The sequence below is a fragment of the Schaedlerella sp. genome (assembly GCF_056796775.1).
The window spans coordinates 17,589-44,086 of the sequence record NZ_JBQIKP010000033.1 but is presented as its reverse complement, the minus strand read 5'-3'; the positions used below and the strand labels follow the sequence as shown (position 1 = coordinate 44,086).

26 protein-coding genes are annotated in these 26,498 nt (G+C 49.8%); 1 reads left to right on the top strand and 25 read right to left on the bottom strand.

The features are described from left to right. From ACTOY7_RS14645 to ACTOY7_RS14615, 7 genes are all read right to left on the bottom strand, one after another. Positions 1-192, bottom strand: coding sequence for a DUF7479 domain-containing protein (locus ACTOY7_RS14645; protein WP_394683153.1), 192 nt, complete (start codon positions 190-192; stop codon positions 1-3). A gap of 11 nt (positions 193-203) precedes the next feature. Further along, on the bottom strand, positions 204-521 hold the full coding sequence (locus ACTOY7_RS14640; RefSeq protein WP_394683154.1) for a hypothetical protein: 318 nt from the start codon (positions 519-521) through the stop codon (positions 204-206). Between the two features lie 31 nt (positions 522-552). Continuing rightward, positions 553-1,983 (bottom strand): 2-hydroxyacyl-CoA dehydratase, encoded by a 1,431-nt coding sequence (locus ACTOY7_RS14635; protein WP_394683155.1) that lies wholly within the window; start codon positions 1,981-1,983, stop codon positions 553-555. Continuing rightward, positions 1,984-3,138, bottom strand: a complete 1,155-nt coding sequence (locus ACTOY7_RS14630; protein ID WP_482672205.1) for a 2-hydroxyacyl-CoA dehydratase subunit D — start codon at positions 3,136-3,138, stop codon at positions 1,984-1,986. It lies immediately after the preceding gene. A gap of 119 nt (positions 3,139-3,257) precedes the next feature. After that, on the bottom strand, positions 3,258-4,049 hold the full coding sequence (locus ACTOY7_RS14625; protein WP_394683496.1) for an acyl-CoA dehydratase activase: 792 nt from the start codon (positions 4,047-4,049) through the stop codon (positions 3,258-3,260). Positions 4,050-4,246: 197 nt separating this feature from the next. Then, positions 4,247-4,819 (bottom strand): TetR/AcrR family transcriptional regulator, encoded by a 573-nt coding sequence (locus tag ACTOY7_RS14620; RefSeq protein WP_394683495.1) that lies wholly within the window; start codon positions 4,817-4,819, stop codon positions 4,247-4,249. Continuing rightward, complete coding sequence (locus ACTOY7_RS14615) at positions 4,806-6,242, bottom strand: 2-hydroxyacyl-CoA dehydratase family protein (protein WP_482670997.1); 1,437 nt, start codon at positions 6,240-6,242, stop codon at positions 4,806-4,808. Before ACTOY7_RS14615 ends, ACTOY7_RS14620 begins: the two co-directional genes overlap by 14 nt. Positions 6,243-6,752: 510 nt before the next feature. Between ACTOY7_RS14615 and ACTOY7_RS14610 the strand changes: the two genes are divergently transcribed. Beyond that, the gene (locus tag ACTOY7_RS14610; protein ID WP_482670983.1) at positions 6,753-7,535 is read left to right on the top strand and encodes an EFR1 family ferrodoxin; all 783 of its coding nucleotides are present in this window, start codon (positions 6,753-6,755) and stop codon (positions 7,533-7,535) included. A gap of 136 nt (positions 7,536-7,671) precedes the next feature. Here ACTOY7_RS14610 and htpG read toward each other — a convergent pair whose 3' ends face one another. The 18 genes from htpG to ACTOY7_RS14520 form a co-directional block, all read right to left on the bottom strand. Beyond that, entirely contained in the window at positions 7,672-9,846 is a 2,175-nt protein-coding gene (htpG, locus tag ACTOY7_RS14605) for a molecular chaperone HtpG (RefSeq protein WP_300884174.1), read from the bottom strand. A gap of 186 nt (positions 9,847-10,032) precedes the next feature. After that, positions 10,033-10,176, bottom strand: a complete 144-nt coding sequence (locus ACTOY7_RS14600; protein ID WP_160284575.1) for a hypothetical protein — start codon at positions 10,174-10,176, stop codon at positions 10,033-10,035. Between the two features lie 107 nt (positions 10,177-10,283). After that, positions 10,284-11,717 carry an Asp-tRNA(Asn)/Glu-tRNA(Gln) amidotransferase subunit GatB gene (gatB, locus tag ACTOY7_RS14595; protein ID WP_160284574.1) on the bottom strand — a complete coding sequence of 478 codons (1,434 nt, stop codon included), beginning with the start codon at positions 11,715-11,717 and terminating at the stop codon, positions 10,284-10,286. 5 nt (positions 11,718-11,722) lie between these two features. Continuing rightward, a complete protein-coding gene (gatA, locus tag ACTOY7_RS14590; protein ID WP_482670984.1) occupies positions 11,723-13,324 on the bottom strand; it encodes an Asp-tRNA(Asn)/Glu-tRNA(Gln) amidotransferase subunit GatA in 1,602 nt (533 codons plus the stop codon). Positions 13,325-13,382: 58 nt separating this feature from the next. Beyond that, positions 13,383-13,676 (bottom strand): Asp-tRNA(Asn)/Glu-tRNA(Gln) amidotransferase subunit GatC, encoded by a 294-nt coding sequence (gene gatC, locus ACTOY7_RS14585; RefSeq protein ID WP_160284572.1) that lies wholly within the window; start codon positions 13,674-13,676, stop codon positions 13,383-13,385. A 35-nt stretch (positions 13,677-13,711) separates the two neighbouring features. Beyond that, positions 13,712-14,836, bottom strand: coding sequence for a hypothetical protein (locus ACTOY7_RS14580; RefSeq protein WP_160284571.1), 1,125 nt, complete (start codon positions 14,834-14,836; stop codon positions 13,712-13,714). Positions 14,837-14,905: 69 nt separating this feature from the next. Beyond that, on the bottom strand, positions 14,906-16,237 hold the full coding sequence (gene aspS, locus ACTOY7_RS14575; protein WP_482670985.1) for an aspartate--tRNA(Asn) ligase: 1,332 nt from the start codon (positions 16,235-16,237) through the stop codon (positions 14,906-14,908). 521 nt (positions 16,238-16,758) lie between these two features. Further along, positions 16,759-17,964, bottom strand: coding sequence for a S41 family peptidase (locus ACTOY7_RS14570; protein WP_160284569.1), 1,206 nt, complete (start codon positions 17,962-17,964; stop codon positions 16,759-16,761). Between the two features lie 104 nt (positions 17,965-18,068). Further along, positions 18,069-19,247, bottom strand: a complete 1,179-nt coding sequence (locus tag ACTOY7_RS14565) for a murein hydrolase activator EnvC family protein (RefSeq protein ID WP_482670986.1) — start codon at positions 19,245-19,247, stop codon at positions 18,069-18,071. Between the two features lie 240 nt (positions 19,248-19,487). Further along, positions 19,488-20,444 carry a permease-like cell division protein FtsX gene (locus tag ACTOY7_RS14560; RefSeq protein WP_160284567.1) on the bottom strand — a complete coding sequence of 319 codons (957 nt, stop codon included), beginning with the start codon at positions 20,442-20,444 and terminating at the stop codon, positions 19,488-19,490. Beyond that, entirely contained in the window at positions 20,434-21,120 is a 687-nt protein-coding gene (gene ftsE, locus ACTOY7_RS14555) for a cell division ATP-binding protein FtsE (protein WP_160284566.1), read from the bottom strand. The genes ACTOY7_RS14560 and ftsE overlap by 11 nt, the downstream gene beginning before the upstream one ends. Before the next feature lie 59 nt (positions 21,121-21,179). Then, entirely contained in the window at positions 21,180-22,271 is a 1,092-nt protein-coding gene (locus ACTOY7_RS14550; RefSeq protein WP_160284565.1) for a PucR family transcriptional regulator, read from the bottom strand. Positions 22,272-22,543: 272 nt separating this feature from the next. After that, positions 22,544-23,254 carry a WecB/TagA/CpsF family glycosyltransferase gene (locus tag ACTOY7_RS14545; protein WP_160284564.1) on the bottom strand — a complete coding sequence of 237 codons (711 nt, stop codon included), beginning with the start codon at positions 23,252-23,254 and terminating at the stop codon, positions 22,544-22,546. A gap of 213 nt (positions 23,255-23,467) precedes the next feature. Further along, a complete protein-coding gene (locus tag ACTOY7_RS14540; protein WP_160281572.1) occupies positions 23,468-23,689 on the bottom strand; it encodes an alpha/beta-type small acid-soluble spore protein in 222 nt (73 codons plus the stop codon). A 176-nt stretch (positions 23,690-23,865) separates the two neighbouring features. Beyond that, positions 23,866-24,057 carry a PspC domain-containing protein gene (locus tag ACTOY7_RS14535; protein WP_160281573.1) on the bottom strand — a complete coding sequence of 64 codons (192 nt, stop codon included), beginning with the start codon at positions 24,055-24,057 and terminating at the stop codon, positions 23,866-23,868. A 76-nt stretch (positions 24,058-24,133) separates the two neighbouring features. After that, positions 24,134-25,051, bottom strand: coding sequence for a DUF4097 family beta strand repeat-containing protein (locus ACTOY7_RS14530; protein ID WP_482670987.1), 918 nt, complete (start codon positions 25,049-25,051; stop codon positions 24,134-24,136). Between the two features lie 3 nt (positions 25,052-25,054). Beyond that, a complete protein-coding gene (locus ACTOY7_RS14525; RefSeq protein WP_482670988.1) occupies positions 25,055-25,942 on the bottom strand; it encodes a DUF1700 domain-containing protein in 888 nt (295 codons plus the stop codon). Then, positions 25,939-26,262 carry a PadR family transcriptional regulator gene (locus tag ACTOY7_RS14520; protein WP_160281576.1) on the bottom strand — a complete coding sequence of 108 codons (324 nt, stop codon included), beginning with the start codon at positions 26,260-26,262 and terminating at the stop codon, positions 25,939-25,941. The genes ACTOY7_RS14525 and ACTOY7_RS14520 overlap by 4 nt, the downstream gene beginning before the upstream one ends. Positions 26,263-26,498 lie beyond the last annotated feature (236 nt).

Below are 26,498 nucleotides of genomic sequence, written 5' to 3'. Positions count from 1 at the left end.
TTATTTTCCTTCCAGCATCTGCTCTGCCGATGCCAGTTCATTTACCACATAATCCCCGTCCAGGTATTCCACACCGCACTGGGGGCATCTGAAGCCGGTTCCCGGAGGAAGGTCTACCTCCCCATAGATCAGCGCAATATCAAAGACTTCTTCCATATCTATATTACATTTACTACATTTCCAATGAGCCATGGTCCTTCCTCCTATTCCCCGTCTTCCGTAAGCTTCACTCTGTGGCTGTATGCATTCTCTACAGTGATCTTTCCGCTGTCGTCCTTTGTATACTCCGCATATACCGTAAATTCACCGAGCCGTTTCTTTCCAAGGCTGCGGCCGCTGTCATCATCATACAGCTTCTGCTCTGTCTCCGCATATTCCAGAACCTCTGTCACATCCGCCTCCTGGATTCCTCTTTCCTCCATCAGCGCTTTTACCTCATCATTGAACTCAATGGCCATATTTTTTTCCTCCATATGATTTTTAAATTCCTCACTACCCACCGGGAGGCAACCACACTGCATGCGGTTGCCTCCCCTTTCAGTAAATTCAGTATTATTTCATCTCTTTCTTCATATACAGAAGCTGAGAAATACTTTCGATACGGGTACGCAGCGCCTCTTCACTATAATCACGGTCATCCCAGAAATCGGATTCCATATAGAAATGCGGAACGCCGGTTTTCTTTTCTACCAGGTCTGCACACATCTTCTGGTGTGCCCCCAGCCATCTGTCAAAGTCAAAGAAGCCCATCAGCATTCCATCAGGCTGATTTGCATTTACCTTTTCCACCATGGATTCTACTTCGCATCCCATATTCTGTCCCATCGGGAACCGCAGCCACTCTTCCGCAAAGCTGGAGTAAATGTCCGTCGCATACTTATGCGGCGACATCTGGCTCTTGCTCGGAGTCATGGTCTCGCTGAATGTAGTCGCAACGCCGTTTTCACGGAACAGTCTGTCTACCCACGGAATACAGAACGGTACAAAATAGCTTCCTAGCTTCGGAGCGCCCTTCGGGGTCACGCCGTTGCCAGCCTTGATCTCTGCGCGGATCTCCTGCAGCAGAACATCGATTGCAGGCTCCATATAGGTATATCCGTTATTGAACGCGGTTACCATCGGCATTGCGAACTGGGTCAGCGCATTTCCTCCGATCGGAACCGGATCCGCCTTACATACAAGGGATACAAGCTGTCCGTATTTAAACGAATACTTCAGGTTCTTCGCCTGGGCATCCTTCAAAGCCGTTTCATTGATCTCGATTCCCGTAAGCTCGTGGATCTGGCGGATACCGTCTTTAAATACACCTGACAGATATTTGATTCGTTCCTCATCCTCATAGTCTGTCTCGTCGATCTTGGTATCATGGGCAATACGTGATACGACGGCTGTCCACTCTTCTCCCACCAGGCACTGGATAAATTCATCGGTCTTCGGTCCTTCATCGCAGTTCATTCCCCAGCTCCAGATGACATTCGGCGCTACCAGGATCTTTTTCGCAAACGCGGATACACGCATCTTGTTCAGCGGGCAGTGGCGGCATCCATATGTAAAACCGATCTCCTCCGCATAATTGATATACGGAGCCGCATTATGGAAGAAGGAATTGATGGTATTTACAAGCAGGAAATCCGGAAATCCCACATACATATCCGGACGTGCGGATTTCATGGTGTAATAGGAAAGGGGCACGCAGGGGATGATTCCATACACAACCGGCTTTCCTTCTTTCTTTTTCTCTCTCGCACCGACCACAAGATCCACGATCTCCCGCAAGAAAGCGCCGATCATCATCCGCAGGCCCTTGAACTTAATATCCCAGTTCGTCGGAATAAATTCATTGATCGCAAACTCTACATTTTCATCGGACAGTCCGATGATCTCTGTCGCTTCCATCCATCTGGGGAGAAATGCATCCAGCTCTTCCCCGTGAAACTCTGCAAGTTCCAAAAGCTTTTTATTCAGTTCTACACACTTAGACATTTATTTTCCCTCCTTAACACTTTCCACGAAGCTCTCAATTCTTGTTGTAAGAGGTCCTGTAGACTCTCTCGAATACTCATAAGAAGACTCCAGCTTGAGCATAGGAACCTTACTCTCCTCCAGCCATTTTGCAAGGCAGGTACATTCCATATCATAGATTTCATCAAAGCAGAGCTGATACCATACTACTCCTTCGATCCTGTAGTCTTCGATCATCTGTTTGAAATATGCGTACCTCTCCTTCCATCCGGGCTGCATTACGGACAGCGGCAGTGTATCTACATAGCGGTTCTTTGCAAAGTTATGCACCAGATCTCCTTCCATATCCACATCCTTCTGCAGTACACGGTAGCCCTCGTCAAAGTACTCTGCAACAATGGCTCCGCCGCTCTGCTCAAAGATTCTCGGAACCGTGTAATCCCCGATAGCAACCGCACGGCCGATAAACAGAAGCCTGGGCGCATTGGCGTCAAAGATGCCTTCCGCGTCGGCCAGCTTGCCGTAAATAGCCTCCAGCTTCTCCAGCATCACATCCGGATCCACGATAAAGGAATAGTGATGAAGATGGATCACATCATCCAGACCGATGGGCGGATTGTCTTTTTTCCGAAGGTCATTGATCTTCCTCAGCCATTCATTGATCTGATTGGACTTTTCAAAATTCGCCTTCGCCTCATCCCAGTCCACTTTCTTTCCTGTGATTTCCTCTACTTCCGCAATCATCTCACGCAGAGACCTCTCATAATAAGCGTCCGCACCGTCTGTTTTCCAGTCTGCCGGGATGCCAACCTTATTTACTTTGATTCCCTTAAATTCCAGCAACTCCGTAATACGTCCGATGTGATTGTCGGTCTGCTGTGTGACCAGCAGGTCGCTGATCGGCATGATCGGATCCAGCCCAAGCTGCATAAATCCGGCCAGTGACCGTGCCAGAGGATTCATGAAACGAAGCATATAGTCCAGAACCGCATCCGTAGGCTCCGGTTCCCCGCCTCTCAATGCGAGATAGGTCTGGGCGCCTGCCGCGCGGATGATTTCTTCCGGAATATAGGTTCCGTTGTACTCGATGATCTTCGCTCCGTCCTTCTTTGCCTGAATCAGTTCTTTTACTCTTCCTCTTGAAAGAGCGTCCAATTCTTTCATAATTTCTCTCACTTGTGTCTGCCTCCTTTTTCTTAAGTGATTTTATCGCCACGCAGAATCAACTGCGCAGGTTTCACATCTAACCGTACATGGCCCGAACCGAAAGAGCCTGTATTTGAATAATTCTCCGGTTACGCCTTCTGATACTCCTTGCGTGCACGAAGCGCTGCCCCCAGAGCCGCTGTGGACTGGGGCTTTTCGATTGCATGGACCTCTTTTTCCAGAAGCCTTGCAAAGATCCGCTCTATCCCCTTATTATTTGCGACTCCGCCGGAAAAAACGATGGGCTCCAGAAATGAGATTCTCGCCGCCTTGCCCTGAGCAATGATCCTTCTTGCAATAGACATCCCCGTTCCGGCCGCAATATCCTCAACCGGAATATTCTGGGACAGATGAGATATGATCTCCGACTCTGCGAAAATGGTACACATACTGCTGATCTCCACCGGCTTTGTTGCCTTCAGGATCAGATCGGAAAGCTCCTCCATCTCTACCCCCAGCAGCCGATGTGTCAGCACTTCAAAAAATCGTCCCGTTCCGGCCGCGCACTTGTCATTCATCCCGAACTTATCCACATTGCCGCCCGCGTCCAATTCAATGACCTTGCTGTCCTGTCCGCCAATATCTATGATCGTCCTGGCGCCGGGATATACATACTCGGTTCCCACCGCATGCGCAATGATCTCAGGAATATTTTTATCCGCCCGCTCAAATGCTTTTCTTCCATAGCCGGTGGACACGATATACGCAACGTCCTCTATGGAAGCGTCCGCCTTCTCCAATACGTCCTGCAGGACCTTCTCCCCGCTTGCATTGCGGTTGAACTCCGTCATGATCGTGGTAAACATCACTTCCCGGCCATCCTCATCTACAAGAGCGGCCTTTGAAGTGGTAGACCCTATATCAACTCCTGCGTACAGCATACTGTTCTCCTTTCCCATATATTTACATCGTAAATAATTCTGTAAAATAGAAGCACACCTCTGTGCGCTCATTTATTTACATCGTAAATTTTATAGTATAAAAATAACATGTATTGCACTTTTTGTCAATCAGCCACACATGTTCTTTTTATTTTTTGTGTATATTGCACAAAACCAAATATTCTCTTTTTCGTCTTTTACTGCCTGCAGCCGAATACACGCTCCACGCAAAACTCGACCTGATATAAGAACTCTTCCTTGGACAGAGGATTGATTCCGTTGATATATTTTTTCAGCTCGCTGTACAGCATATCCTCACAGATCCTACATGCTAGCTTGTAGTCCCGTTCTTTACTGTACTTATAATAAGACTGGAGCGGATTGACAAACAGCCGGAGCTCTGCGTCCGCATAAAACTTCGTATACCCTTCTCCCAGCATAAACTTCATTAAATTTCTGTGTTTTTCTCCGTATTCGTAAAACTGCTCTGCGTAAATCTTAATAAATGCGGCCACACCGCTTCTGTCCTTTTTCTCTTTCAGAGCCAGCTTCTGTATAATATTGTGAAACAGTTCATTGTATCCCCGGATCATCAGTTCACGCTTCACTTCATCAATATTGCTCACATAATTATACATGGTCATGGAGGAAACCCCAAGCTCGGAAGCGATCCGGCGTGCGGACAGCACTTCGATCCCCTCCTCTTCCACAATCATGACTGCAATATCTATAATCTGCTGTTTGTCATACAGAACCTTATTTCTTCCCATAGTCTGCCCTTACCATCTGACGAATTCTTGTATGGTAGGAGATATTCTGAATTCGAGACAGTCTGTCCTCCTTTGTAAATGTTGCGTCATTCCAGAAATTTCCTTCCAGATAATAGTGCGGAATTTCCGTACTCTCCTCGATGATCTGAATCGTAGTCTTATGCATACCCTCTATCCAGCAGTCAAAAGAGAAAAAGCCGTACAATACGCCGTCCACCGGTTTTTCATTCAAAATGCGGATCACCATGTTCGCCTCATCTCCGGAATTGACCGATGACGGATGGGACAGCCACTGCTTTGCCATGATCCTGTAAATATCCGAATCATCTTCCCACTGCTTCTGGATCGATGAGGTTGCAAAGTACATGTCATATGCAATATTGATCCCCTGACTTTCAAAAACCTGTCCCACCCACGGGATGCAATACGGCGTAAAAAAGCATGCAAACTTCGGCGCTCCTGCCGGAAGCCGTCCTTGCTTTCTCCTGATCCGCTCCCGCAGCTCTTCAAGGAATACATCAATGGCTTCCAGAAAATACGTCCACCCCGTATCAAACGGCGTATGCTGTATGGAGCTGAACAGCGTAAACTCATTGCAGGAAACCGGCTGCGGATCAGCCTCGTAGATCAGCCGGGTCATTTCCTCCAGCTTTGATACATATTCCTGATAGAGCTCCTCTGCTTTTAGAATATGCTGCTGATTCACAACAATACCAGTATAACCCGAAATCTCTTTTTGTGCAAATGCTATCCGCTCAGACAGATATGCGACCCTTTTGTCATCCAGCGCTTCCCGGACTCCCATTTTCACATCATGAGGCATGATAGTGACTACGGAATGTCCTTCCGACTCCATGTTCAGACACTTCATATACTCGTCTGTTTTGGGACCTTCATTGCAGAGCATCCCCCAATTCCATTCAACGGTCGGTGCCGCAATGATCCCCTCACACTGGGCATTGATCCTCATCCGGTTTTTTCCGCAATGCTGCCCGTTCTTATTCAGACAGGAAAAATCCTTTCCCTGCATCAATTCTGTCTTTCCAAATAATACCCGGATCACAGAGATCAGAAGAAAGTCGGGCTGTGAGATATGGATTCGATCTCCGCCTGCCACCTTATTTGCATAAACTGCTGCTGGATGCACAGGCAGGTTGCAGTATATGATCCGATCCCCCCCTTCCTTGAACTCCGCCAGCCTGGAAAACTGGATCAGCTCTCGGATATAGGCCCCGATACACTTTCTGACACCCTGAAGAGAGATGTCCCAGTATTGCGGAATCCATTGTTCCAATGAATAACGCACATCCTCCTCTGAAACATTGAGTAGATCACACACATGTTTCCAAAAAGGAAGGTTTTCCTCCGCTTCCTCCTCCGAAAATTCAAACGCCGCTAAATATTGCCTGTATATATCGCCCATCAAACATATCCCTTCCCGAATCCACATAAACTTTTTAGTATTATACATCACTTCCATTCATTTTTAAAGATATACACAGTAAATTTATTCAAATTGAATTTCAGGAGTTACTGTTCACGGTGCCTTACACACCGCTGCAAGGCATCCGGCCAATAAAGCTGCGGCTTCAGGCATCCAGCCCCTCGCTGTCAGGCGACTTTTTAATGGGCTGGATGCGTTACAGTTTGCGGCCGGTTAGGCCGTGAACTGTAACTTTCAGTTACATGTCACACACTGACCAATCACTACGCTGATTGGTCAGGAGGATGCACATAAAAGCTGGGATTCAGGCCGTCCATTGCCGTAGGCAATTTTAAATGACGGCCTGAGTTACAGGGCACGCCTGGTCAAGGTGTGACCTGTAACAACTTTCAGGAGTTTTTAAGGAAATCTCTCAGGATTCCAATGCAAATTCAATCGTTCCGTGTTATAATTAATTTAAATGCAAAATGGATAAAGGAGTTTTTACTTATGAAGATGAACGAATTAAAGCTGGTTTATTTCAGCCCCACAGGAACCACCCGGAAGGTCATTATGGAGGCAGCGGCAAATATCGACCTCAAGTCCGTCTCCTACGACCTGACGGTACATAAGGAAAAGAAACCTTCCCTGAAATTTAAGAGCAATGATCTTGTGCTCTTCGGGATCCCGGTCTATGCGGGCCGTGTGCCCGCCGTCTTCCTGGAATATTTCGAGACTCTGTCCGGGCAAGGAACGCCGGCGGCTCTGATCGCCACCTACGGCTGCCGGGAATACGAGGATGCGCTGCTGGAACTGAAAAATGAAGTAGAAAGCCGGGGCTTCAAGGTGATCGGCGCAGCCGCGTTTCCCACCGAGCACTCCATTGTCCGCTCCATTGGTCTCGGCCGTCCCAACAAGCAGGATCTGAAAGAGATCGCAGATTTCGGCAAGCAGCTGAGCCGCCGAATCCACACCGAATCTTCTTTTGAGCCATTCAATATCTCAGTTCCGGGCAATACCCCCTATCGGAAGGCCGGCGCGGCATCACTGACTCCAAAGGTTGATGTTACCATGTGTACGGAGTGCGGCGCCTGCGCCAAGAGCTGCCCGGCAGGGGCCATAGACACCAAGGATCCGAAAAAGACAAACAAAAAGAAATGTATCAGCTGCCAGAAATGCCTCCGAAGCTGTAAGCAGAAGGCCCGTTATGTCAGCTCAACAAAAATGAAGCTGCTGACCGGGAAGCTGAACAAAGTCTGTCAGAGCGACAAGAAGGCGGATATCTTTTTCTAAATCCCACAAAAAAACAGACTAATCTTTTCAGATAGTCTGTTTTTTCTTATTTAGCCATTCAGAATGAAATAAATCATCCTCCAAGCTGCCTTTTTTCTATATCCATTGAAACAGATTTTTTCTGTATCATAAATGTTTATTTTGTCAGCAGCATCATAATCTCGTTGCTTCTCTGCACAAACGCTGTCATTTCTTCCGGGTTCAGCGGCTTATGGGCGATCATCGCCAGGTCGTAAAGCTGCTTGCAGATCATGGAGGTATGTGTATCCTCCTTGTTCTCTGTCACAAACTTCACCAGCGGATGGTTTGCGTTCAGTACCAGCGTCGCCTGTCCGCCGAGTCCCATATCCATGCCGCCGCCCATGCTGTACATGCGCATCATTTCTTCCATACGCCTGGACTGCTCGGAAAGGACTGCCATGGAAGCAATGCTTTCGTCCTTAAGCTTCTCTACCTTCACTTCCAGCTTTTCATTGTTCAGCTCCTTGCGGAACAGCTCTACCAGTTCATCGGAAAGCTTCTGGAATTCTTCCTTGTCGCCCTCGTCCACTTCATCCTTCAGGGAATCATGCACCTCCGCATCGATCCTCTGGAACCTTACGTCCTCATTGCGCTGCTCCAGATAGGTGATAAACGCGGAATCAATGTTGTGCGTCAGGATCACCGCATCCTGTCCCTGTTCCTTGAACATCTTGATATACTGGCTCTGCTGCTGTTCGTCCGTCACATAGTAGACATTGAGAGGCTCTTTTTTCTTCTCTTCTCCATCGGAATCTTCCACGACCTCTGCTTCTACGGATTCCGCTTTGCTGTCCTCTGTCTCGTTGGAAGAGGCTTCTGCTTTGCTGTCTGCGGCATCGTCAGAACCGGCCTCTGCCTTCGCTTCCTCGTCTGCCGTTGTCTCTGCTTCTACGGTCTCCGGATTCTCCACAACCTCTACATTGTCCTCTTCCCCGGCAGCCTTCTTCGCATTCTCAATATATTCTTCCAGAGTCAGGTACTTATGCTCCAGGTTCTTATAGAGGATCGAGCCCTTGATCTTGTCTCCGAACTTCTCATCCTTTAAGCAGCCGAACTTGATGAAGGGGCTGATATCATCCCAGTACTTCTCGTAGTTTTCCTTGTCGGTCTTGAACATGCCGTTCAGCTTGTCCGCAACCTTCTTAGAAATATAGTCCGCAACCTTATTCACAAAGCCGTCGTTCTGCAGCGCGCTTCTGGATACGTTCAGCGGCAGGTCCGGACAGTCGATAACGCCCTTTAATACCATCAGAAATTCCGGGATCACTTCCTTGATATTGTCTGCGATAAATACCTGGTTGTTGTACAGCTTGATGGTTCCTTCGATGGAATCGTATTCCGTATTGATCTTCGGGAAATACAGGATTCCCTTCAAATTAAACGGATAGTCCATATTCAGGTGGATCCAGAACAACGGCTCCTTATAATCCAAAAATACCTTGCGGTAAAATTCAATATATTCTTCCTTCGTACAGTCGCTTGGGTTCTTGCCCCACAGCGGATGGGTATCACTGAGGGAAACCGGACGCTTCACGATCTTCGCCTTCTTCTTCGGCTCGCCCTCTTCGCCTTCCTTCGGCTCCTCCGTGATATGCTCTACCACTTCGTCTGTCTCCAGCACGTCCGCCTCGTCGATAGTCTCATACTCCGTCTCCGCATTCGCCTTGGACAGGAAGATCTCCACCGGCATGAAGGAACAGTACTTTTCCAGCACTTCTCTTGCGCGGTATTCATTGGCAAATTCCAGGCTGTCATCATTCAAGAACAGGGTGATCTCCGTCCCCACCTCCTGCTTGCTGCCGTCCTGCATCTCATACTCTGTGCCGCCGTTGCTGACCCAGTGTACCGGTACGGCATCCTTACGGTAGGACAGGGAATCAATGTGTACCTCATCGGCAACCATGAACGCGGAATAGAATCCCAGTCCGAAGTGTCCGATCATCTCATCTTCCGTCGTCTTATCCTTATACTTCTCCAGGAACTGGGTCGCTCCGGAGAACGCGATCTGCGTAATATACTCTTCTACTTCATCCGCGGTCATTCCAAGACCGTTGTCAATGAACTTTAATGTCTTCTCTTCCGGGTTGACGATCACCTGGATCTTCGCCTTGTAATCCTCCGGCATCTCATATTCGCCCATCATATCCAGCTTTTTCAGTTTCGTGATGGCGTCACATCCATTGGAGATCAGCTCTCTCATAAAAATATCATGGTCAGAATACACCCACTTCTTGATTATTGGAAATATATTCTCACTGTCAATGGATAAATTGCCTTTTTTTGTTCCCATGTAAAACACTCCTTTTCTATGATCTTTATGATTCGACATATACCTTGTGAACCTGTGTCCTTTTTCTTGACCTAGATGATATTCTAATACAGGAATTTTAAAAAGTCAACATAAAATTAGCACTCTTTTGAAGTGAGTGCTAATAAATTCATAAAGTAAATATAAAAACTATATAAAGCTGAACGTTCAGTCTCCGTCCTCCAGCATAAGCTGGAAAATCGCCTTTAATTCCTGCAATTCTTTATTATCCGGCGTAGCACTTAAAGCCCTTTCGATCTGAGCTAACGCAAGCCTGATAAATCCCTGAAATTGCTTATTCGTCATACCCATAGTAACACCTCCCTTTTAAGAATAGAAATCGTGTACGAGATATCCTCATTATATCAAAGGGGATTTTGAGTGTAAAGTCCTTATTTCATTATCAAAATAGCCTTGTTTTATCCCAGCATTTCCCGAAGCATCTGATTCACCATACCGGGATTGGCCTTTCCTTTCATCGCCTTCATTGTCTGTCCGACCAGAGCGCCCAGAGCCTTTTCCTTTCCGCCTCTGTAATCCGAGACCGCCTGCGGATTGTCCGCGATCACCTGTTCCAGCACCGCTTTCAGAGCGCCTTCGTCATGGACCGTTTTCAGCCCATGCTCCTCCACGTACTGCTCCGGATCCACATCCTCCGAAAAGACCTTCTCGAATACCTCTTTCGCCACGGAGCTATTGACCACCCCCGCATCAGCCAGATTGATCAGCTTCGCCAGGTTTTCCGGAGAAAATTTCAGATCCTCCGGCTCCATCCCATGTTCCTTCATCAGCCGCATGGTTTCCACCATCAGCCAGTTAGAGACCTTTTTCGGCTTTTTGCAGATTGAGGTGGCTGCTTCAAACAGATCCGCCATGCTCTTGGATTCCGTAATGATCTCCGCATCATACCGGGGAATGTCGAATTCTTTTTTATACCGTTCCAGCTTCTCCGCGCGCAGCTCCGGCTGGCGGCTTTTCACCGCTTCGATCCATTCATCGCTGATCACAATGGGCACCAGATCCGGCTCTGGAAAGTACCTGTAATCCTGGGCATCCTCCTTGGAGCGCATGGCATAGGAGCTTTCCTTATTGTCATCCCAGCGGCGGGTCTCCTGGATCACAGCCTTTCCTTCCTCCAGAAGCTCGATCTGCCGCTCCCGCTCTCCTTCGATCGCATGGGAGATTGCCTTGAAGGAGTTCAGATTCTTCATCTCCGTCCGGGTTCCGAACTGAGAACTTCCCGCTTCCCGCACGGACAGGTTCACATCCGCGCGCATGGAACCCTCCTGGAGCTTGCAGTCTGACGCCCCCAGATACTGGATAATCTGGCGGAGCTTCTCCAGGTATGCGATGACCTCTTCCGCAGAACGCATATCCGGCTCCGACACGATCTCTACCAGGGGCACACCGCTCCGGTTATAATCCACCAGAGAGGTATCATCCCATTCGTCGTGGATCAGCTTCCCCGCATCCTCCTCCATGTGCATCTCATGGATCCGCACCTTCTTTTTCGTATCTCCCGCTTCAATCTCCACATAGCCGTCTCTGGCAATGGGGAGATAGAGCTGGGAGATCTGGTAGTTCTGGGGATTATCCGGGTAAAAATAGTTTTTCCGGTCAAACTTACATACCCGGGTGATCCTGCAGTTTGTGGCAAGCCCGATCGCCATGGCATATTCTACCACCTGTCTATTGAGAACCGGAAGGGAACCCGGCATACCGGTGCATACCGGGCAGGTATGGGTATTGGGCGCGGCCCCGAAAGCCGTACTGCATCCGCAGAAAATCTTTGTCCTGGTAGCCAGCTCCACATGGACCTCAAGCCCGATCACTGTCTCATACTGTTTTGCCATCCCGCTTACGCCTCCCTTCCTGATTTTGCCTGTACATCCGGCATCTCTGATTTTTCCTGAAATGCCGAGTCCCCGGGGTCTCCGGTCTGCCTGCAGGCTCTGCCGCAATCTCCGGCCCGGCCGGCAGCCATTCCTGCTCCTGCCCTCACATCCGCCGACACCTCGAATTGCTTCTCTGTCGCGCATTCGTAGGTATATGCCGCCCGGATCAGCGTTTTCTCCTGAAAGCTGTTCCCGATCAGCTGCATGCCTACAGGAAGCCCTTTACGGTCCCTTCCAATCGGGACGCTCATCCCCGGCAATCCCGCCAGATTTACAGAAATCGTATAGATATCCCCCAAGTACATTTTCAGAGGATCCTGCAGGCTCTTTCCCAGCTCCGGCGCCGTAGTGGGCGCCGCCGGTCCCAGGATCAGATCATAGCTTTCAAACGCCCTGTCAAATGCCTGTTTGATCAGCGCCTTGACGCGCAGCGCTTTCAGATAATATGCATCATAATATCCGGAGCTGAGTACAAAGGAGCCCAGCATGATCCGGCGTTTCACCTCCGCTCCAAAACCTTCGGAACGGGTCTTTTTATACATATTGTGAAGTCCCTCATAGTCCGCCGCGCGGTAGCCATATTTGACACCGTCAAAGCGCTCCAGGTTTGAGCTGGCCTCTGCGGACGCAATCACATAATATGCCGGGATCGCGTATTTTACCAGGCTCAGATCAAATTCCTCAATCACGGCCCCCTGTTCCTCCAATACCCTAGCCGCTTTCCAGACAGCATCAGCCACCTCCGGATTCAGCCCTTCCCGCATATAATCCCTGGGAATCCCGATCTTCATTCCCTTCACGTCGCGCGCCAGCGCGGAGGTAAAATCATAATCCTTCCGCTGTATGGAGGTGCTGTCCTTCTCGTCATGAGACGCAATAGCCTCCAGGACGGCCGCGCAGTCCGATACATCCCTTGCCACCGGCCCGATCTGATCCAGGGAGGAGCCGTATGCGATCAGCCCGTAACGTGAAACCGTGCCGTAGGTTGGTTTCAATCCTACCACTCCGCAAAAGGAACTGGGCTGCCGGATGGAACCGCCTGTGTCAGACCCCAGCGCGTACCAGCATTCCTGAGCCGCCACCGCCGCACAGGAGCCTCCTGAGGAGCCCCCCGGCACATGCATCAGATTATGAGGATTTTTCGTCGGCCCATAGTAGGAAGTCTCCGTCGTGCTCCCCATGGCAAATTCATCCATATTGGTCTTTCCGACGATCACCGCCCCGGCTTTCTGCAGATTCTTGACTGCCTCCGCCGTAAATGCAGGATGAAAATTGGAAAGGATTTTTGAACTGCATGTAGTCAGCTTCCCTTCGATACACATGTTGTCTTTGACAGCCGCCGGAACGCCCGCCAGAGGCCCGGTCAATTCTCCGCTGTCGATCCGCTTCTGTACCGCCTCTGCCTGCATCAGCGCTCCCGCCTCATCTAGTGTTACATAGCTGTTGATCTCCGGTTCCATTTCCTTTGCCTGCTCCAAAACCGCTTTCACGGCCTCCGTCACGGACACTTCCCGGGTTTTAATCTTTCTGCCCAGCTCTATCGCTGTCAGGTGTAATAAATCCATTGCCTTCACCGCCCTTTATGTTTTAGTACAAACCAGCCTTTGCAGACTGCCTTCCGAATCATCCGATTGTCTTCGGCACTTCGAAGCTGTCCTCTTTCCTGAGAGGCGCGTTCGCCAGCGTCTGCTCCTTATTATCGCCGTTGGTGACCACATCCTCCCGGAACACATTGCAGACCGGAAATACATGGGACATGGGCTCCACCGCCGAAGTATCCAGCTCATTCAATGTATCGATATAGTCCAGCATCTTTTCCATATCCGCCTTTGCGGCCTCTTTTTCCTCCCCGGACAATTCCAGCTTCGCCAGAATCCCCACATACTCCATCGTTTCGTCAGATATTTGATTCGCCATATATACACCTCTTCTTTGTGATATATCTAATTGCATTAATAGTATTGATAATATTCTTCGTAGTCTCCGGTCCCGATCACCTCGCTGGGCGTCAGCTCGAACGAAATGTCCTCCGCCGTGATCTCCATGTCTTCCTTCAGATACAGATTCCGGTAAGTATCGTCCATTTCTTCCCCGCTCAGCCAGTACGACACTTCATAATACCCGTCCTCATAGGCATCGTCCGATATTCTGCACCGAAGGGTCCCCCAGTCGGCTTCCTCAGAAGTTACCGCATGAAGATCATACACTCCCGGGACAATGCCTTCTCCTGCTTCCAGGGTTTCATCCTTTTCAAGGGAAACGGATTCCGTCATCGGGTTCTCCACAAACTCCATATCTTCTGTCTGTCCGTTTTCCGTAGTCATTCTCAGGAGCATGGCGTCCTTAATCGTAACATGTGCCCCCTTATAAAGGCGGACATCCTCCAAAACCTGCAGCTCGTCATACTCTGCCTGGGTTCCGAAAGCCTGCCAGATATAGATTCCGTTTTCCATATCCTCCAGGCTCAGCCCGCCTCTGCCGTCCAGAAGCTCTGCGGTAAAACTTCCCTCCGGCAGATGGACTCCTACCAGGTATTCCCCCTGGCCAAGCTCTGTCTCATAGTGCTCCCCCGTCTCGGACAGCTCTCGCTCCACGTATTCATAGGGTCCCACATATTCCGGTTCTCCCAGGCCTCCAAAATGCCGGCCATTTTCATCGAAATAATTTTTGCCCACCTTGATCACAAAAAGCGCCAGCAGGAACAGCGTCACTCCCACCTTGGCTCTTCCGGATGTCAGTTTCCTCTGCGCCTTATTCCCGCCTGTATTCCTGAACTTTTTATTCGCAAACTGATAGCTGTATTTTTGCCCAGGGCTTCCCTTTCCCTGCCGCGAAATGTCTTTCTTATTGTCCTTTTTCTCCGTATCGAAACTGCTCTTATCCCAAGTGTCCTGACCGGCTTTATGATCACATGGATCCGTGGCCTGGCTTTCATCCCCGTTCATGCTCTCTACCGCATAGCTTTCATTCAGATGATAATGCTTCTTTCGGATCTTTGTATTATCCAGTCCGCAGTCAGGACAGTATCCGTCGCACAGCTTACCCCCGCACAAATAGCATTCATTTTTCTTTGCCATTCTTCCTCACCTTCGCTTTCCGAGCAGAAGCCTCCTCAGGGGCTGCATCCGGATATGCCGCCGAATCCTTTACGGTTCCAGTCTGCTCAAGTCTCTCGGGAACAATGTCGTCTCCCGCACATTGTCCTCATCCATCAGTTTCATGGTCAGACGCTCCATACCGATTCCCAGTCCGCCATGGGGAGGCATCCCGTGCTTGAAGGCGCTCAGATACTGCTCCATGCCTTCCCCGGTCATCCCCCTGGCTTCCATCTTTTCCAGCAGCCTGCTGTAATCATGGATCCTCTGGCCTCCGGTGGTGATCTCCATTCCCCGGAACAACAGATCAAAGCTCAGTGTAAAGGTGGGATTCTCCGGATCATCCATTGCATAGAACGGACGCTTTTTTGACGGATAATGTGTCACGAACACAAAATCCGCATCCCACTCTTCTTTTGCGTAGCGGCTGATCAGGCTTTCCTCTTCCGGCTCCAGATCGAACGGATTCTTTATCCTCCGGTCATATTTTTCGGACACCAGACGCTTGATCTCGTCAAACCTCACAGCCGGAATCCGGTCCATCCCCGGCAGTTCCACGTCCAGAAGCTTTAATTCCCCCGCATACTCCTGCTTCAAAAGCTTCATGGTATACTGCAGGAATCCGGTTTCCATGGCCATGATCTCTTCGAACCCGTCGATGTAGCCCATCTCAAAGTCCAGGCTGGTATATTCATTCAAATGCCGTTTCGTGTTGTGCTTTTCCGCACGGAATACCGGCGCTGTCTCGAATACCCGGTCATAGACCCCCACCATCATCTGCTTGTAGAACTGAGGGCTCTGCTGAAGGATCGCCGGCCTGTGGAAATAATCCAGCTTAAACACATTGGCCCCGCCTTCCGCGCTCTTTGCCCCGATCTTCGGCGTGTGGATCTCCGTAAATCCTTCTCCGTAGAGGAAATCTCGGAATCCTCTTACAATTCCCTCCTGGAGCTTGAACTTGGCACGCTCCCTGAGGTTTCTCAGGGCAATGGGGCGGTAGTTCAGTTTTGCCTCCAATGAGGTAGACAGCTTCCATTTCCCGATTGCCAGCGGCATCGGCTCCGCCGGTTCGCTTAAGACCTCCACGGCCGAAATCCGGATCTCGATTCCATGGGGCGCTTTCTCTGAACTGATCAATGTTCCTGTTACCTCTACTGTAGCCGCTTCTTTCAAATCTTTCAAGAAAAAGTTTGTAATTTCTTCATCTGATACACACTGTACAAGTCCCTCCCGTTTTCTGAGGATGATAAAAGCCACATTGCCCATGTCACGGATCGTATGGATGGCGCCGTTCACCTTTACAGTTTTCCCTGCCATATCTTCTGCCAGCAATTCACGCAATTCCAATGTTTCTTTTTCTTTGACTCCGGTTACAAATTCCATGCTCTTTCTCTCCTTTCATTCCTGCTACGGATCACGCAAAAAGTCCCGGGATGCCATCTGCGCATCCCGGGACGGAATTTATTTCGATATAAAATCCGCGGTACCACCCGCATTGAACAGTCCTGCCTGCCCCCTTGCAGCTCAGAACTATCCCTCTCAACAATGCATATAACGCCTGCCCCGCGTACCGGCCTACTCTTCCTTCAGCCGGTCAGCTCCCAAGTGTTCCCTTACGGAGCCGCCGGAATCAATCTCATCCGCGGCAGCTCCTGACCGTCTTCCCTGTCTGGCGCTCTCAGTCGGTGACGCCGCTTTCCTGTCAGGTTCTGATGATCAGAGTCTTGTTCTCTGCCTTTGCTAATTTCGCACTTCATTGCGCTAAAATTATTTTTCAATGATAGCACAATCTTTTCTCCTTTGCAAGGTCTTTTTTTCGAAATTTCCAACTAGCTCATTCATTCGAAAAAGCCGTGCTGTCACACTCTTATGCCCGCTAATGAAGCCGCACATCTGAAAATATCTCATTCCAGCTCCTTTCGGACCACTTCCAGAGCCTTGTCGAGCTGGTTATCCGCATCCTCATTCTCCTCGTCCCGCTCATATTCTACTTCCACATCCGGGACGATCCCCACTTCGTTGATGCTTCTCCCGGAAGGCAGAAAATACTCGGACGTAGTGAGCTTGATATAGGATCCGTCCAAAAGACTGATGACCTCCTGGACCACCCCTTTTCCGTAAGTGGTCGTCCCTACGATCTTCCCTTTTTTATAATCCTGTACCGCACCCGAGAAGATCTCAGACGCGCTGGCACTGTATCCGTTCACCAGGACAGCCAGCGGACGTTGAAATTCCTGCTTGCCGTCACAGATATACTCCTCGGCCTCGCCCTCTCTATCCTCCGTGGACACGATGGTCCCCTTCGGAAGGATCAGCCTCAGCATATCCAGAACCGTATCCAGATCCCCTCCGGGATTGCTCCGCAGATCAATCACCAGTCCCTGCATTCCCTGACTGTCCAATTCATCCAGCGCCTCACGGAACTGCTCAAGAGTAACCTTGTCAAATTCTGTCACCCGGATATATCCTACCTGGGAATCTTTCATCTCATACTCCACGGTCTGCGCTTCCACAATACCGCGTACCGCGATCAGTTCCAGTTCTTCGGAATCCCGGATCACATGGAGGGTCACTTCGGTTCCCTCCTCCCCTTTGATCCAGGCGACCACCTGATTCAGGTCTTCATCCGTGATCTCATGCTCATCCACCTGATAGAGAATATCACCGGACTTGACGCCGGCCTTTTCCGCCGGAGAATCCCGGAACACATTGGTAATCGTCACTGCTTTTGTCTCATAGCTCTGGGAAAGCACTGCTCCGACCCCCGAGTATTCCCCGGAGATTCCCTGTACCAGTTCCTTAGCCTCCTCTTCCGTAAAATAGACGGAATACGGATCTCCCAGGGCGCGCACATATCCTTCATACATGCCCTCCGTAAGGGCCGCTTCATCAATCTCGTCCTCCCGGAGATAGACACTGTCGATCACTGCCCGGATCCGTTTCAGCTTTTCCTCCGAAAACTTCCCGTCCCCGCTCTCCTCCTTCATCACCGAGAGCTGGGGCACAGCGCTGACCACCGTCTTTTTAATCCCGCTTACGGCCGTCATAATACATAACATAGCAAGGGCGCCGCACAGCGCCCCTTTTAAAAATCTATACTTTTCGTTCATTCTCCGCTCCATGTCTTTTTGCTGTGATCAAAGCAGCAGAACACAGTCCTGTCCGCCGTTTGAAATCATTTTCAATTCTTTCCGCCCGCACATCTGGAATAATTTTACAAATATATCTGCGGGTTTACAGGGGATCCGTTCATCTCCACCTGAAAATGGAGGTGCGGACCGCTGGAATACCCGGTAGAACCCACATATCCGACCTGCTGTCCCTTGCTCACCGACTGCCCGGCAGTCACTGCCAGCGCGGAATGATGCATATACTTTGTCACCATTCCATTGCCGTGATCTATGACGACCCAGTTTCCTGCGCTGTCGCTCCATCCCGCAATCAGCACGGTTCCCGAATCAGCCGCATATGTAGGCGCCCCGCTTGACGCCGCAAGATCCAGTCCGTTGTGGAAGGAGTTGTCGAATGTCCGGTATCCGAAGGTACTGGAAACGGATCCGCTGGGACATGGATTCGTAAGCTGCCCGTTTCCGCTTATCACAACATCAGTGCTCGGAATGTAGGTGCTTCCTCCGCCCAAACCCGCCGCAGCCGCCGCTGCCGCCGCTTCTTCTGCTGCCTTCGCCGCGGCCGCTGCAGCCGCGGCCGCCGCTGCCTGTTCCTCTTGCTTCCTCTTCTCTTCCTCCGCCTGCCGGATCAATTCCTCCAGAAGGGCCGCGTTTTCACCGATCTGTCCTTCCAGGTCCGCAATCTGCAGATTCTTATCTTCCAGTAACTGCTCAACTTCTGCCTGCTTTGCGATCAGGGCATCCTGAAGATTTCTCAGGACCACGTATTCTTCCTGCAGGGCCTTTTCCTTTTCTTCGACTTCTCTGCATATATTCTGGAAATCCACCAGCTTATCCCTGTCGTATTCGGAAAGCTGGTTGACATACTCCACATTATTCAGAAATTCCCCCATATTCTGGCTGTTCAGCAAGACCTCAATGAACTGGGTATTTCCCACCTCATACATGAAACGAATACGTTTTTTCATGCTTTGGTATTGTGTATTTTCATCTACCTTCGCCTTCACAAGATCATCCTCGGCCTGCCTGATCTCTTCCTGCTTTTGCGCCAGCTTTTCCTGCGCCACGTTCATCTCCCCGATGATCTGATTCAACTGTTCCGTCAGCGCATTCTTCTCTGCCTCCGCAGCTTCCTTCTCTTCATCAAGCTGATCCGCCTTTTCCTGTGCTTCTTCAATCGTAGTCGCATGTACATTTGTCACTGGTCCCATGCACAGCGCGACTGCAAGTACCCCACTTATTATACTCCTCTTACATTTTTTCATACAACCCACCTTATCATTTACATCTTTTGAGATCACACAGTGGTTACGGTTCACGGCCTGACCGGCCGCAAACTGTAACGCATACAGCCCATTGAAAAGTCGCCTGCCGGCGTGGGACTGGATGTCCGCCCCATCACTGAATTGGCCGGATGCCGCGCAGCAAGCGCACGACACCGTGTGAGCAGTAACCACAGTGCCGCGCGCTCGCCGCGTGGCTGCGTGGCACCATGAATCGTAACTTCAGACCTTCAGATGCTTGCGTACGGTAAAGTAACTTCCAAGGAAACCGATTCCTACTCCGAGCCCCAGTCCGATGGGCAGCAGATAGCGGTATACGGTGATCACAGGGAGGAAGTCGATAATATTCGTCAATATACTGAACTTCTCCATAATATATGCAACTGCCCTTCCATAAAGCACATACAGAAGCGCAAGCGGCAGCACCGCGCCTACCAGTCCGATGATCAGACCTTCGATCACGAACGGGGAACGGACCACGAAGTCCTTGGCGCCGATATATTTCATGATCGCGATCTCTTCCTTCCGAACCGTGATACCCATGGCAACCGTGTTGCTGATCAGGAAAATGGAAACTCCGAACAGCAGCAGGATAATCGCGACGGAAATGTACGCCACCAGCACATTCACACTGGAGAGCATATTCGCAACCAGGTCGGACTTCTTCACGCTTCGTACTCCGTCCAGGCTTCCCGCAAACCTTACCAGATCCTGCTGGGTAGAGGAAAGCGATTTGCCGCCGCCCATCAGGGTGATATCCTTGTCGTCATCCAGCGTCTTCATATAAACCTCGTAGTTGCTGGAATTTGCCAGAGGATTGTCATTGCGGAAGCCGTCCGCAAGTTCCTCATTCTCTCCGAAATACTTGGTTCTGAACTCTTCCCACGCATCATCCGCAGATACATACTTCACGTCGGACACATCGTCTCTCCCTCTCAACGCCTGTCCGATATTGTCAATCTGCGCCTGGGTAATGCCGTCTTCAAAGAATACGGTGATCGCTACCCCTTCTTCCGCGCTCTTGATAATATACTGAAAGTTGAATAATATCGAAAAAAACAGTCCAAACAAAAAAATACAAGCAGACATCGTGGCAATAGACGCAAGTGAAAACATCATGTTCCTTCCGATATTCTTAACCCCTTGTTTTATCACATATCCTATCGTACTAATCCTCATCTATATACCCACCTTTTTGTTCATCACTGACGATCACGCCATGCTTCATGGTGATCACCCGTTCATTCATCTCGTTAACGATCTCCTGGTTATGTGTTACCACAAGAACCGTAGTCCCCCTCTCATTGGCCTCCTTCAGAAGGCTCATGATCTCCCAGGAATTGGTCGGATCCAGGTTACCAGTCGGCTCATCGGCCAGCAGGATCGCCGGCTCGTTCACGATCGCCCTCGCGATCGCCACACGCTGCTGCTCCCCGCCCGATAATTCCTTGGGATGGGATTTGTACTTCTGGGCAAGCCCTACCAGTGAAAGCGCGGCAGGAACCTTCTTTTTGATCACTCTGGTCGGCGTCTCGGTAACACGCAGGGCAAACGCGATATTTTCATAGATATTCCGGTCCTTTAACAGGCGGAAATCCTGGAATACCACGCCCAGCCCTCTTCGGTACTTCGCAATGTGCCGATGCTTCATTCGGTTCAGGTTCCGGCCATTGACGATGATCGTCCCCTCTGTCGGATCCAGTTCCTTCATGATCAGACGGATCAATGTAGACTTGCCTGATCCGCTGTCTCCTACAATGAAAACAAATTCACCCTTTTCAATCTTGACGGATACTCCATTGAGGGCGGCATTGCCCTTTGTGTATTCCTTCGTTACGTTCTTTAGTTCAATCATATGCTCCTCCTGAACACCATACTTTATCGGACGTACTTTGTCCGCCTCGCCGGCTGTTTCTAATACTCCAGTGTTTCCATATACTTCATGTACTTCACGACCATCAGCGCGATCTTGAATGTAATTGCGTCCTCAAACACGCGCAGATCCAGCCCTGTACTCTTCTGCAGCTTATCAAGCCGGTAAACCAGAGTATTTCTGTGGATATAAAGCTGCCTGGACGTCTCTGATACATTCAGGCTGTTCTCAAAAAATTTATTGATCGTCGCAAGCGTCTCTTCATCAAATTCATCCGGAGACTTCCCTTCGAAAATCTCTTTTATGAACATCTTGCACAGCGGAAGCGGAAGCTGATAGATCAGACGCCCGATCCCCAGGCTGCTGTATGCCACAATATCCTTCTCCACATAAAATATCTTACCCACATCCAGCGCCAGCTTTGCCTCTTTGTAAGACTTGGAGACTTCCTTGATATCGTTCACGACCGTACCGTAGGCAATATGCATCTGCTCATCTCCGCTGTCCTCCCGCAGGATCGTCAGCATTTCCTTTGCCATCCTGGCAAGCTCCCTGCTGCCGTCCTTCTCAGACAACTCCTTTACGACGATGATATTCCTCTCATCCACAGCCGTAACAAAATCCTTTGCCTTTCCGCCCAGAAGGTTGCGCACATTATCCAGGGCAGCGCTGTCCTTCTCGTGCGAAGTCTCAATAATAAAGATAACACGTTTTACTTCTGTGTCAATATGTAATTTTTTGGCGCGGTTATAAATGTCCACCAGAAGCAGATTATCCATCAGCAGATTTTTTATAAAATTATCCTTGTCAAACCGCTCTTTATATGCCACCAGGAGATTCTGGATCTGGAACGCGGCGATCTTGCCCACCATATAGGCGTCATCGCTCTCCCCGCCTGCCAGCAGGATATATTCCAGCTGCTGCTCGTCGAAAATCTTGAAAAACTGGCAGCCCTGGATCACCTGGCTGTCCGCCGGAGAAGCACCAAATGATAAAATTGCATCCTCAAAATCTTTACTCTCGCCAAATGTACTTGCCAGCACCTTTGCTTCCGTGTCAAATACACAGAAATCAATTCTGGAAATACTCTTCAAACCCTCAATCGTATTCAGAAGCACCTGATTCGTTATCATAATTTATCTCCTCCGCTCATCTCCACTTGTCCATGTGCATTTTTCACAAATTCCGTTCTCCTGTTTCAAATAAGAACACACACATATCGTATATATGTTAATACAAAACGCCCAAAAAATAAAGAGGAAATCCATGATATTTATGCATTCCCCCATATATTTAACAAAAAATTCATTTTTTGCCGTTGTATCGTAATTATGCATTCTGCCGAATTTACAGATTTTTCCTTTTTTTCCTGCCGGCGCCCGCGGTGTTCACGGCAGCCCTTTTCCTATTCTTTTATGTGTCTGCTTTTCTGTTGATCGACCAGGTGGATGAATGCTCGTTTCAATAAAAACTTTTTCAGCTTCCCGGCAGGTTTCTTTTTCCTGTCCTCCTGCAGCAGAGACAGGCTGCAGCCGATCCAGACACGCGCATTCAAAAGCGCCTTTGCCTCAGAGATAAAATTCTCCTGTTCCGGATAGCCAAGCACGGACAGGATGCAGTCCGGTTCCACGCCGTTGATCTCGTTGATCACACTGTCCTTCCTGCCTCCGTCCGGCAGTACGGCCTGTCCTGCCGGCAAAAAGCCTTTTGCGCAGCTTCGGAGCTTCTCCAGAAGAAGAAGTAAGTCCGTCTCCTGTTCCGCCAGAAGAAAGACCTTCTTCCGGGTCCTCTGGAGATACTTGAAGAACATCTTTAAAAATACCCGCTTTTCCAGCTCCTTCATCAAATGTCCGTTGAGCTGGGAAGCCCCCTCCGAAAGCCCGGCCGCCTTCTCCGAAGCCTCCAGGATCTCCTTCTCCCCAGGCAGGACCAAATCCATCTTCTGCATCTTCTCCCGCCACTTTGGATCATCCTGCCCCTGTACCAGCAGTTCCAGGGTCACAATCTCAACGGTGCTGACCGTTTCACTTTCCATAAACTGTACGATTCTTTTGAGCGTGTCCTTCGCAGTCAGTGCATCGATGTCTATCTCAAAGATATCTATCTTGTTTTCCATGACAACTCACCCGTTTCTTTTCCCGATTCGTTACTGTCCGCCGCCTGTCAAGCCATGAACAGAAGCCCCGATTCGTACAATTGTATCAAAAATGTCCTCTTTTTTCAACCATCTGGATTTAATTTCACACTTTTATAACAGTTTGCCGGTCATGCAGGCAAACTCCCCGCGGGATATGCGCCTCTGGGCATCCTACCGTTTCATTCTGTTTCTTTACTGTGCTTCCGAAGCCTTCCCGCCGTTTTCCTCTGCCCGCATCCGCTTTCTGCGGGTGATCATTCCGCCGATCCGCCCCGTTTCCTTGGAGGACAGGGAACGCCATCCATCCTGCATGACCCGGTCAAGCAGCCCCAGCTCCTCCGCAATCTCATATTTTAACTTTTCCTCCGGCTCCAGATTCTTCAAGTCGATCTTCTTATTCTTCTTTCCAGACATGACAGCCTCCTTCTTTTATATAAAACATAATACGCTGGGTCCGCGCATCTTTACGCGCCGCGCTGATGCCGTTTCCCGCCGTACACAAGGAGTATTGCCAGAAAGTAAAAAGGCATTCACAAAAGAATGCCTTTTCTCAGCAGCCCGGGTATATGACTGTGAGCCGTAATTGAGTTTTACATTTCATCCGGTATGATCACTGCCGCAGCAAAATATGCCAGCCCGCAGGTGCCGAAGCTGCACACCCCGGCCAGCGCCACACCCAGCCGGATCAGCGTCGGATCGATATTAAAATATTCTCCCACGCCTCCGCACACTCCGCAGATCATCCGATTCTGCCTTGAACGATATAATTTCTTTCCATCCATGATTCATTTCTCCCTTCTGCTTCGATTGACTTTTTCATTGTTCTGAATCTAAAGGCAGGCATTCCGCCGGCTGCCGTCAGCCGTCAAAGGACACATCCACCACGCCGATGCCGCATTCGATCTCCATCTTTCTGCTTCCGCCGTTATTGATCTTGCGTTCGCTGCCCAGCCCGCTATAGGTATCGTCTCCCACAGTCACGGAGCCGATCCCGCATTCCACTTCATAATCATAATCCTCCCTGCTTCCCGCTGTCGAGTATCTGACGGTTCCTACCCCGCATTCGATCTTCACCTTTTTCAGGGCATCTCCGTACAGATCGGCTTCTCCGGCGCCGCATTCCAGATCCAGTTCGTTTGCCGTAAAGGAATCCAGATACACCTGTCCTGCTCCGACCTCAATCTTGAGTTCCTCTGCCTGAAAGTGATCGGCTGTCAGGCGGCCTTCCCCGACCATGACCGAAGCCTCCCGAAAACGCTGGCCCGCGGGAATCTGAATGAGCAGGGTTCCTTCGGGTTCATATACGCTGTACACCAGGTTTTCCCATTTCTTTTTATTTTTCAGTTCAATCTTAAGTTCCCCATCCTTGTGGGATATCTCCAGATCATCCAGGATATCCTGCTCCATATCACCGGTATCTACGAGGATTTCTCCGCCGTCCCATTCCAAGATCTCCACGTCCAGACGGGTCACATCAATCTCCAATTCCCGGATATCCGAAAATTGCTGTTCCGCCTGTGGAGCGGTGTGTTCTCTGTCATTTGCGTCATCATAACTCTCTGCTTCCCCATCATAGTCTTCGGAAAACTCTCTGTCTTCACGGACAGAGTTTTCATAATGATCCTCCAAAAAGCGCGCGTCCACATCCCGGAGACCGAATGCGCTCCGGACCGTTTCCATGGTCGCTCCCAGCAGCCATCCGGAAATGCACAGCGCGATCCCCAGGATGCCAAGAGAAACGCACATGATCCAAAATACCTTCCAACGTTTTTTCATCTTCTACACCCCTGCCTTTCTATGGAATGGCTTCCGGCAGATCCCCACCAGAAACCGGAACAATGCCGGATAGACCAGCATACACAGGCGTACCGCCGCCACTGCCGCCACCAGGCCGATCACAAAGATCAGAAGCCCGATCCCCGTTGTCAGAAGCGCCACGGAAGGCAGAAGGATCAGCTTGGAAAGCCCCACGCAGGTGATCACGATCCCGGCGATCACGACTGCCGCGGCGCCGATCACCAGCGCAAAGAATATGGATATCGCGGCAACGGCAATCCCGAAAATAACCGCGGCTACAGCAATCACAGCCGGAAATGCCACCGGCAGCGCGCAAAAGACGATCAGCACGACCAGCAGGATCTTTAGACCACGGTTCGTCCATGGCCCGCCTTTCTGCTGATAGGAAGTATTCCCCTGATTCCCGTTTCCATATGCATTTCCATACGTATCCTTTCCATTATTATATGCGCCGGCGCCGCTTTCATACGCCTTGCTTCCGTTTCCATAGGAATAGTCGCTTCCTTCCGGCTTCCCATATGCGCTCCCGCTATAGGAGCTTTTCTCCTGCCCCTGGTAGGAATACCTGTTCTGGGACTTCTTCTCCTTCTTCGGCTCCCGGCGCATCAGATCATCTTTCTTCGCAAAGCGTTCATCCGTGTATCCGTATTCCGTAAACTCTCCGCCGTCCATTCCGCCGTTTCTCAGGCCGGCCTTGATTAGCTCGGCAACCTTCCGCGGACTTCCAAGCTCCGAAAGCACCTGGTTCTCGTTCTCCCTGCCCGCATCCGCAAAGTAGTCCGAATAGTACTGCAGCGCCTCCTCCTTCTCTTCCTCCGGGACTCCTGCAAGCAGTCCTCCCAGTTCTTTCATAAATTCCTCATAGCTCATACAGTCATCCCTCCTTCAAATATATCCGAAATCTTTTTAGAATAATTCTTCCATTCTGTCTTGTACAGATTCAATTGTACCGCACCCTTTTCCGTCACCTTATAGTACCGTCTGTTTCTTCCGTCAAACTGCCTGTCGTAGACCTCCAGGCATTCATCCTTCTGCAGCCGCCTCAGAACGGGATACAGCGTCGATTCTGATACATCAATCGCCTTGCGCACGTCCTGCGTGATCCTATATCCGTAGGTCCCTTCCGCCTCCCGGGTCACCACCGCAAGGACGATCGCGTCCAACAGCGCCGCGCCAGTATTAAATACCATTCAATCACCTCTTTACTGTCTTAGAGCATTCTCGGAAACTCTTTGTGCCCAGATTTGCGAGAATGCTCTTTTAAGATTAGTATGAGATAAACTTTCACGGCTAATCCATATGATGATACACTCTTCACAATCCAAATAATATTACATTTTTCTTTATATTGTTTCTTTTTTCATATTATATTCAATATAATATTGTTTGTCAATATTATTTTATATTTTTTATGCAAAACGCGCGT

What these genes read in the sequence shown, in the direction of transcription:
- ACTOY7_RS14520 (WP_160281576.1), bottom strand. Translation starts at nt 26,262, where the DNA reads ATGGTATTTAATACTGGCGCGGCGCTGTTGGACGCGATCGTCCTTGCG.
- ACTOY7_RS14640 (WP_394683154.1), bottom strand. Translation starts at nt 521, where the DNA reads ATGCAGTGTGGTTGCCTCCCGGTGGGTAGTGAGGAATTTAAAAATCAT.
- ACTOY7_RS14615 (WP_482670997.1), bottom strand. Translation starts at nt 6,242, where the DNA reads ATGGGCGATATATACAGGCAATATTTAGCGGCGTTTGAATTTTCGGAG.
- ftsE (WP_160284566.1), bottom strand. Translation starts at nt 21,120, where the DNA reads ATGATTGAACTAAAGAACGTAACGAAGGAATACACAAAGGGCAATGCC.
- ACTOY7_RS14525 (WP_482670988.1), bottom strand. Translation starts at nt 25,942, where the DNA reads ATGAGCTATGAGGAATTTATGAAAGAACTGGGAGGACTGCTTGCAGGA.
- ACTOY7_RS14570 (WP_160284569.1), bottom strand. Translation starts at nt 17,964, where the DNA reads ATGAACGAAAAGTATAGATTTTTAAAAGGGGCGCTGTGCGGCGCCCTT.
- gatC (WP_160284572.1), bottom strand. Translation starts at nt 13,676, where the DNA reads ATGGCGAATCAAATATCTGACGAAACGATGGAGTATGTGGGGATTCTG.
- ACTOY7_RS14635 (WP_394683155.1), bottom strand. Translation starts at nt 1,983, where the DNA reads ATGTCTAAGTGTGTAGAACTGAATAAAAAGCTTTTGGAACTTGCAGAG.
- ACTOY7_RS14560 (WP_160284567.1), bottom strand. Translation starts at nt 20,444, where the DNA reads ATGAGGATTAGTACGATAGGATATGTGATAAAACAAGGGGTTAAGAAT.
- ACTOY7_RS14535 (WP_160281573.1), bottom strand. Translation starts at nt 24,057, where the DNA reads ATGGATGGAAAGAAATTATATCGTTCAAGGCAGAATCGGATGATCTGC.
- ACTOY7_RS14610 (WP_482670983.1), top strand. Translation starts at nt 6,753, where the DNA reads ATGAAGATGAACGAATTAAAGCTGGTTTATTTCAGCCCCACAGGAACC.
- ACTOY7_RS14565 (WP_482670986.1), bottom strand. Translation starts at nt 19,247, where the DNA reads ATGAAAAAATGTAAGAGGAGTATAATAAGTGGGGTACTTGCAGTCGCG.
- gatA (WP_482670984.1), bottom strand. Translation starts at nt 13,324, where the DNA reads ATGGATTTATTACACCTGACAGCGATAGAGCTGGGCAGAAAGATTAAA.
- ACTOY7_RS14545 (WP_160284564.1), bottom strand. Translation starts at nt 23,254, where the DNA reads ATGGAAAACAAGATAGATATCTTTGAGATAGACATCGATGCACTGACT.
- htpG (WP_300884174.1), bottom strand. Translation starts at nt 9,846, where the DNA reads ATGGGAACAAAAAAAGGCAATTTATCCATTGACAGTGAGAATATATTT.
- ACTOY7_RS14550 (WP_160284565.1), bottom strand. Translation starts at nt 22,271, where the DNA reads ATGATAACGAATCAGGTGCTTCTGAATACGATTGAGGGTTTGAAGAGT.
- ACTOY7_RS14600 (WP_160284575.1), bottom strand. Translation starts at nt 10,176, where the DNA reads ATGGGTATGACGAATAAGCAATTTCAGGGATTTATCAGGCTTGCGTTA.
- gatB (WP_160284574.1), bottom strand. Translation starts at nt 11,717, where the DNA reads ATGGCAAAACAGTATGAGACAGTGATCGGGCTTGAGGTCCATGTGGAG.
- ACTOY7_RS14645 (WP_394683153.1), bottom strand. Translation starts at nt 192, where the DNA reads ATGGCTCATTGGAAATGTAGTAAATGTAATATAGATATGGAAGAAGTC.
- ACTOY7_RS14620 (WP_394683495.1), bottom strand. Translation starts at nt 4,819, where the DNA reads ATGGGAAGAAATAAGGTTCTGTATGACAAACAGCAGATTATAGATATT.
- aspS (WP_482670985.1), bottom strand. Translation starts at nt 16,237, where the DNA reads ATGGAATTTGTAACCGGAGTCAAAGAAAAAGAAACATTGGAATTGCGT.
- ACTOY7_RS14625 (WP_394683496.1), bottom strand. Translation starts at nt 4,049, where the DNA reads ATGCTGTACGCAGGAGTTGATATAGGGTCTACCACTTCAAAGGCCGCT.
- ACTOY7_RS14530 (WP_482670987.1), bottom strand. Translation starts at nt 25,051, where the DNA reads ATGAAAAAACGTTGGAAGGTATTTTGGATCATGTGCGTTTCTCTTGGC.
- ACTOY7_RS14540 (WP_160281572.1), bottom strand. Translation starts at nt 23,689, where the DNA reads ATGTCTGGAAAGAAGAATAAGAAGATCGACTTGAAGAATCTGGAGCCG.
- ACTOY7_RS14580 (WP_160284571.1), bottom strand. Translation starts at nt 14,836, where the DNA reads ATGGCAAAGAAAAATGAATGCTATTTGTGCGGGGGTAAGCTGTGCGAC.